We start from the raw sequence: 6,043 nt of genomic DNA on the forward strand, positions 1-6,043 counted from the left end.
AGGTCTTATTTTTTTGTTTTTAATATTTCACAGATTTTTTTGTAAAAAAACTATATAATAGAAAAAGGGAACGTTATAATAGGAAGGGGCTATGAAAACGGGTGGATAAGCAGCAGTACGACACGATAAAATTGCAGATTAATCAAGAGAAAGAACAAATCTTGAAAGAAGTGTACGAACTAACAGCTGAAAAAAGAAAAATAGAACAAAAAAAAGAATATGATCTGTATGTTGTGAAATCGCGTAGTAAAGTCGTACAAACTGGGCAACGTATTATGGCTGGTATGCTGTCTTCACATACATTTTCACCTGAAAGAATAGAAGAATGGAATCGGAAAATTAAAAAAACAGAAGGTTTTATTCAAAAAAATGAAAGCCTTTTAGAGAAAATAAAAGAAAAAGAACGTGTCATTGATGAAATGTATCAAGAAGATTGTAAGAAGCTTGCGAAAGTAAAAGAAAAGTTAGAAGAAAAAATGCTTCTTGATTTAAAAATGTGTATGAACGGATGAGGTGGATGTAGTGATACAATTTGTATTACCGGTGCAACAGAGTTTACCTCCGCAAAAAGAAAAAGGGCTAGAAATACAATCGAAAAATGAAAATTCTTCATTTGATAATACAATGAGAATTGAAAATAAAAAACAGCCGAAAACGGAGAAAACGAAACGAGAAGAAGCACCAGAAGAAGAGAAGAAAGAATATCTTCTCGCAAAAAAAACGGTAACGAAAGAAGAACCGAGTGTAAAGAAAGAAGAAAAAAAAGAGACAGAACAATTATTACTAGCTGTATCTGAGCAAATGATTGCAATTGAGCAATTACGTGTGCAACCAGAATTGTTATATCAATACATACAAAAAATACAAGAATTATATAAAGAATACGGAAATATTAAACTGAACGAATTGCCTGCAGCTGAATTACAGCAATTACAAGAATTGCTTTCAAACATGAACATTAAGAATGCCATATGTTTAGAAGATACAATGCAAATGGCGTTAGACAAGATGAAAATGCCAGAGCAGACGTTGCAAGTATTAAAAGTCGTAGAATCAGAAACTTGTAATATTGCAAAGAAACAAGAGGATTCTAAGGAAGTAGAACTCCCGAAAGCAGAGAGCGATGATGTGAAGGTAGAGTTACCAAAAGTCGATCAGTTAAATGACTCAAGTTCGGCCGGAGCGGAGTTATTAAATAAAGCAACGGGTACTGACCAAATAGGAAAACAAAATAGTGGAGCTGAGAAGGTTACATTACCTGACTTAGGCAAGAAGATGGAAGCGCAAGTAGAAGCTCTGCAAAAATTTGTAGTGAAACAAGAACGTGTTTTATTCCAGCTAAATCCAGAGAAACTTGGTACATTAACTGTATTTATGAAAAAGCATGGAGATCAAATTGATGTCCATGTAGAAATGGAAAAACACGATGCGAAAAAACGTGTTGAAATGATTTTTGACGAATTGAAGCTAAAGTTAAAAGAAAAAGAAATTAATATTCAAATTAGTTATTCAGAAAAAGATGAACATCGTAAAGAACAGCGAGAGCAAGAGCAAAGGCAAAAACAAAAATTAGCAAATACGAAACATGAGAAACAACAATCAAAAGAATTTGCGGGATTATTGGAGGAATAAAGCGTGCCAACAGTTGGATTAAATACAACGAGTACAAATCATATTCCGTTACAAGCAGGAGCGCAAAAAAGTAATGTACCTGTTAACGGTGTACAATCGCCAGTTCAACAAACAAATGGAGTTTCAGCAGGGGAGCAAAAAACTCCTGGGGTAATGGGAAAAGATGATTTCCTAAAATTGTTTTTATCGAGTTTCCAACATCAAGATCCATTTAATGCGATGGATATGAATCAAATGATGAACCAAACAGCGCAATTATCTCTTATGGAACAAGTACAAAATATGACAAAAGCGGTTGACTCTTTAAGAACAACGATGTATTCGACAGCGCTTGATGGTGGAATGAAGTTTTTAGGAAAGTATGTAAGAGGTATTGACGGTGAAGGGAACAAAGTCACTGGTCAAGTAGAGACAGTTCGCCTTGCAGAAAATAACGAAGTACAGCTCGTTATTGATAATAAAGTAGTGTCTCTTCGTTTCGTGGAAAGAGTGTCTGATAAACCAATTGGAGAAACGAATCCAGAAGATGCAAAGAAAGACGATCAAAAAGTAACTGAAGAAGTAAAAACAACAAATTCATAAGGGAGTGTCCATACGTTATGATTAAAGCGTTATATACAAGTATTACAGGAATGAATGCAACACAAAATGCATTAAGTGTAACTTCAAATAATATTGCCAACGCACAAACAGTAGGTTATAAAAAACAAAAAGCAATGTTTGATGATTTACTATATAACAATTCAATTGGTTCAAAAGGCGACGATAAATACGCAGGGACGAACCCGAAAAGTATCGGTAACGGTGTGAAAATGAGCGGAACAGTTACGGATTATAGCGATGGTACAATTACGCTAACGGGTGGTAAAACACAAGCAGCGATGGAAGGTAATGGTTTCTTCGTAGTGGGTGATTCAAAAGGCGGTAACATGGAATTTACGCGTAAAGGTACGTTCGGAATATCTTCAGATTACTATATTACGAATACAGAAGGACAATACGTGTTTGCATATCCTGCAAATGAAGCGACTGGTGAAGTTGATTTATCTGGTATTCCAGGACCGTTGCAAATCCCAATGGGAACGGCAATTGGAGGTATTCGAACATCGAAAGGTACAATTAAAGGGAACATTCCAACTGATGCAACAAAAATCACGCAAGATTTGCCTGTATACGATGATGCCGGTAATACATGGACAATGCGTGTAGAGTTTACACGAACGAGCGAACATAATTATTCATACAAAGTACAGATGCGTAACGATTCGAAAAAAGCAACAACGTTTGAAGATGTTCCAAATGCAAATGGTGAAATGACATTTGATGCAGTAGGAAATCCAAACCAGACAAACCCTGGAGCACCTATTCCGTTTAATGGCGGAACAATAAATTTAGATTTTAGTAAATTAACAAATCATCCGACAGATAAAACATTAGCAGTAACAGAAGTAGATGGTAGAGCAGCGGCAACCGTTAAAGATTGCTTTATTGCTGACGGTGGATATGTGATGGTAAAATATTCAGATGGAAGTATGAAATCTGCTGGTCAGTTAGCTGTTGCAATGTTCCCAAATGAGGGCGGTTTAATGAAAAACGGAAACGGTAACTATACAGCGACGAATACAACTGGTATTTTAGCACTGGGCGCATCTGGTCAAAACGGTGCAGGAAAAGTACGTGGTGGCGCACAAGAAGGTGCAAACGTAGATTTATCTGTAGAATTTGTTGATTTAATGTTATACCAACGCGGATTCCAAGGAAATGCGAAAGTAATTAAAATTTCAGATGAAGTATTAAATGAAGTTGTGAACTTAATTCGATAATATATTGTGAAGAAAAATTGTAACGTAGTAGAAAGGGTTTTATATTCGTATGACAAGACAAGAACGAATTTTACAATTGCCTTTTTTCGAAAATAAACGTGAGCTTGCTGAGCAAGTGTTAAAAATAGAACGAGAAGAGCATGTATATTTACCAGATCAATTTGAAATCAAACAAGTACCTCCATATTCGTTTGGTGAAAAACAAGCAATCATTGGCCGTATACACGAGTTTTATTTCGTAAGTATTGGTAGCGACAGTGTTTGGAAGTATCAACTGTTTAAAGATGAGATGAAGTGCCGTGAGTTTTTCGTTATGTTGCCGAATATTACGGATCAGCAGCTTGCTTTTTGGTTCAATAACATTGAGTTGTTGAAAGGGGCTTAAAAGCTTTCTTTTTAGGTTTTGAGAGAGGGCCCATCGATGAGTAGTAGCGGTCAGTGCCTATGTGTGGTTCGTGCATTGTGAGACCAGAGATATGGAGTGGTACTAGGTTAGCTTAAGATGTGTGAAACGATGGCTTAGATGAATAGCGATTGTAGTTGTGTTCATTTAAAGTTTTGAGAGATGGCCTAGCGATGAGTAGTAGCGGTTAGTGCTTATGAGTGGCTCGCATGTTGTAAGACCAGAGATATGGAGAGGTTCTAAGGTAGTTGAAGGGGCGAGGAGCCATGAATGAGATTGATAGGTTCTAGGTTAGTTGAGGAGGCCGAAAGTCAATTGTGGTGGTGCCTCTTCTCTTTTTGAAGATAGGGTCTATAAGTAGTGATTTGAAATAGATTTAGATTAATTTAAGATAGTTGTGCTATAGTGTACAATTAGACTAAGTTTATATAAAAGGAGAGGTGAGGAGGATGGCGCAGAATAAGTATCGCGTTACATTCATTTCGCCAAGTGAGGTTGAGCAACGTACTGTAATGACGGCGAGTAGTTTGCCTAATTTAATACGTCAAGTAGAGAGTATTATTGCAGATCCGAACGGTTATTTTGTAAATGATAAAAAGAATAATTGCTATTTTAAAGTGATTAAAGAAAATGTTACGTTTATTCAATATGAGTTACTATTTTCGGATAAGGAAATTCACATTGAAAAGTTAAAACATATAGCACCGGCGGTATTGAAACAAGTATTTAAAAAAATAAACGATCCGGAATTATATGCACTTGCACTCCTTGATGTTGATATAGCTACAAAGGAATATGTGCTAGGAGAAATGAATCCAGAGCTTAGAGTGAGAGTGGAAACAGAGCTTGCAAAAAAATGGGAAGCGATGCCGACAGAAATTGTAGGAGCGCAAGAAGTGTTACTAGAGGCACTTGCGTCGTTTATACAAGATTAAGCTTTACCACTGTTTTTATTACTTTAAAACTATAAGGCTCAGTCAACTACCCCTATTTTCATATAGGTAGTTGACTTTTGGGGTTTATTAAAGATTAATAATTAGATATACGGAATTAATGAAAGGGGAGCGACACCTTTATGTCACAAGCACAAAGTATTTTATTAGAAAGTGGAACAAACGAATTAGAAATCGTAACTTATACTGTTGGTGAAAATTTATTTAGCATCAATGTAATGAAAGTGCGTGAAATTATTAATCCATTCCCTGTTACAACTGTGCCGGAATCTCATCATGCAGTTGAAGGTGTTGTTCAAGTACGCGGTGAAATCTTACCTGTTATTAACTTAGCGACAGCTCTTAATTTAAAATCTATAAAGCCACTTGATCAAACGAAATTTATCATCTCGGAATTAAACCAAATGAAAGTTATTTTCCGTGTTGATGAAGTGCATCGTATTCAACGCATTTCTTGGGAACAAATTGATGAGCCAGCTTCATTATCTATGGGACTAGAAGAAACGACGTCTGGAATTGTAAAACTAGATGGGAAAATTATCTTATTGTTAGATTATGAAAAAATTGTTTGCGAAATTAGTAACACTGGTTATGACAATAAAACACTTTCAGGATTAGAGCAAAAAACAGATCGAGCTGAAAAAGTTATTTATATTGCGGAAGATTCAGCGATGCTTCGCCAAATACTAGAAGAAACATTATCAACAGCTGGATATACGAAAATGAATTTCTTCAGCAATGGTGCAGAAGCGTTAGCACAAATTGAAAAACTAGCAAAAGAGCAAGATGAAAAAATGTTTGAACATATTCATCTGCTTATTACAGATATTGAAATGCCAAAAATGGATGGACACCATTTAACGAAAGTAATTAAAGATAGTGAAGTAATGAAGCAATTACCAGTTATTATTTTCTCTTCTTTAATTACGAATGAGTTGTTCCATAAAGGTGAGGCAGTTGGAGCGAATGCTCAAGTGAGTAAGCCTGATATTCAAGAGTTAATTGGTTTAGTTGATAAGTTAGTGTTGTAAAAAAGTTTTGAAAAGCGTTTTTTTGGTTGGAAGAGAGGAACTAGCCAAGTGAGGAAGCGGTCAGTGCCTAATAGGTTTCCATGCGATGTAAGACCATAAATATTGAGTGTTTTTAGGTAAGTGAAAGAAGTGAGCCTCCGAGTGAGGGTTTGAAGAACCGGTTTCCAACTCTTTTCTATTTAGTTGGAAGAGAGGAACTAG

Annotated in this window: 7 protein-coding genes; all 7 read left to right on the forward strand. The window is 35.9% G+C overall.

Annotated features, from left to right (window positions below; translation table 11 throughout):
- The first annotated feature begins 101 nt into the window (after positions 1–101).
- On the forward strand, positions 102–512 hold the full coding sequence (locus tag V7038_RS19810) for a hypothetical protein (protein ID WP_002201046.1): 411 nt from the start codon (positions 102–104) through the stop codon (positions 510–512).
- A gap of 10 nt (positions 513–522) precedes the next feature.
- Positions 523–1,632, forward strand: a complete 1,110-nt coding sequence (locus V7038_RS19815) for a flagellar hook-length control protein FliK (RefSeq protein ID WP_335695536.1) — start codon at positions 523–525, stop codon at positions 1,630–1,632.
- A gap of 3 nt (positions 1,633–1,635) precedes the next feature.
- Complete coding sequence (locus V7038_RS19820; protein WP_002202543.1) at positions 1,636–2,214, forward strand: flagellar hook assembly protein FlgD; 579 nt, start codon at positions 1,636–1,638, stop codon at positions 2,212–2,214.
- Between the two features lie 17 nt (positions 2,215–2,231).
- Complete coding sequence (locus V7038_RS19825; RefSeq protein ID WP_002202542.1) at positions 2,232–3,455, forward strand: flagellar hook protein FlgE; 1,224 nt, start codon at positions 2,232–2,234, stop codon at positions 3,453–3,455.
- Between the two features lie 49 nt (positions 3,456–3,504).
- Positions 3,505–3,840 (forward strand): DUF3964 family protein, encoded by a 336-nt coding sequence (locus V7038_RS19830; protein WP_002202541.1) that lies wholly within the window; start codon positions 3,505–3,507, stop codon positions 3,838–3,840.
- A gap of 467 nt (positions 3,841–4,307) precedes the next feature.
- Positions 4,308–4,793: a LysR family transcriptional regulator gene (locus tag V7038_RS19835; protein ID WP_070139051.1), complete on the forward strand. Its 486-nt coding sequence runs from the start codon at positions 4,308–4,310 to the stop codon at positions 4,791–4,793.
- Between the two features lie 140 nt (positions 4,794–4,933).
- On the forward strand, positions 4,934–5,842 hold the full coding sequence (locus tag V7038_RS19840) for a chemotaxis protein (protein WP_002201040.1): 909 nt from the start codon (positions 4,934–4,936) through the stop codon (positions 5,840–5,842).
- Positions 5,843–6,043 lie beyond the last annotated feature (201 nt).

The sequence above is a fragment of the Bacillus sp. JJ783 genome (assembly GCF_036963225.1).
In the GTDB taxonomy this organism is placed as follows: Bacteria; Bacillota; Bacilli; order Bacillales; family Bacillaceae_G; genus Bacillus_A; species Bacillus_A cereus_U.

Excerpts from the sequence above, each read along its gene's own strand:
- V7038_RS19835 (WP_070139051.1), top strand. The coding sequence starts at position 4,308 with ATGGCGCAGAATAAGTATCGCGTTACATTCATTTCGCCAAGTGAGGTT.
- V7038_RS19830 (WP_002202541.1), top strand. The coding sequence starts at position 3,505 with ATGACAAGACAAGAACGAATTTTACAATTGCCTTTTTTCGAAAATAAA.
- V7038_RS19840 (WP_002201040.1), top strand. The coding sequence starts at position 4,934 with ATGTCACAAGCACAAAGTATTTTATTAGAAAGTGGAACAAACGAATTA.
- V7038_RS19825 (WP_002202542.1), top strand. The coding sequence starts at position 2,232 with ATGATTAAAGCGTTATATACAAGTATTACAGGAATGAATGCAACACAA.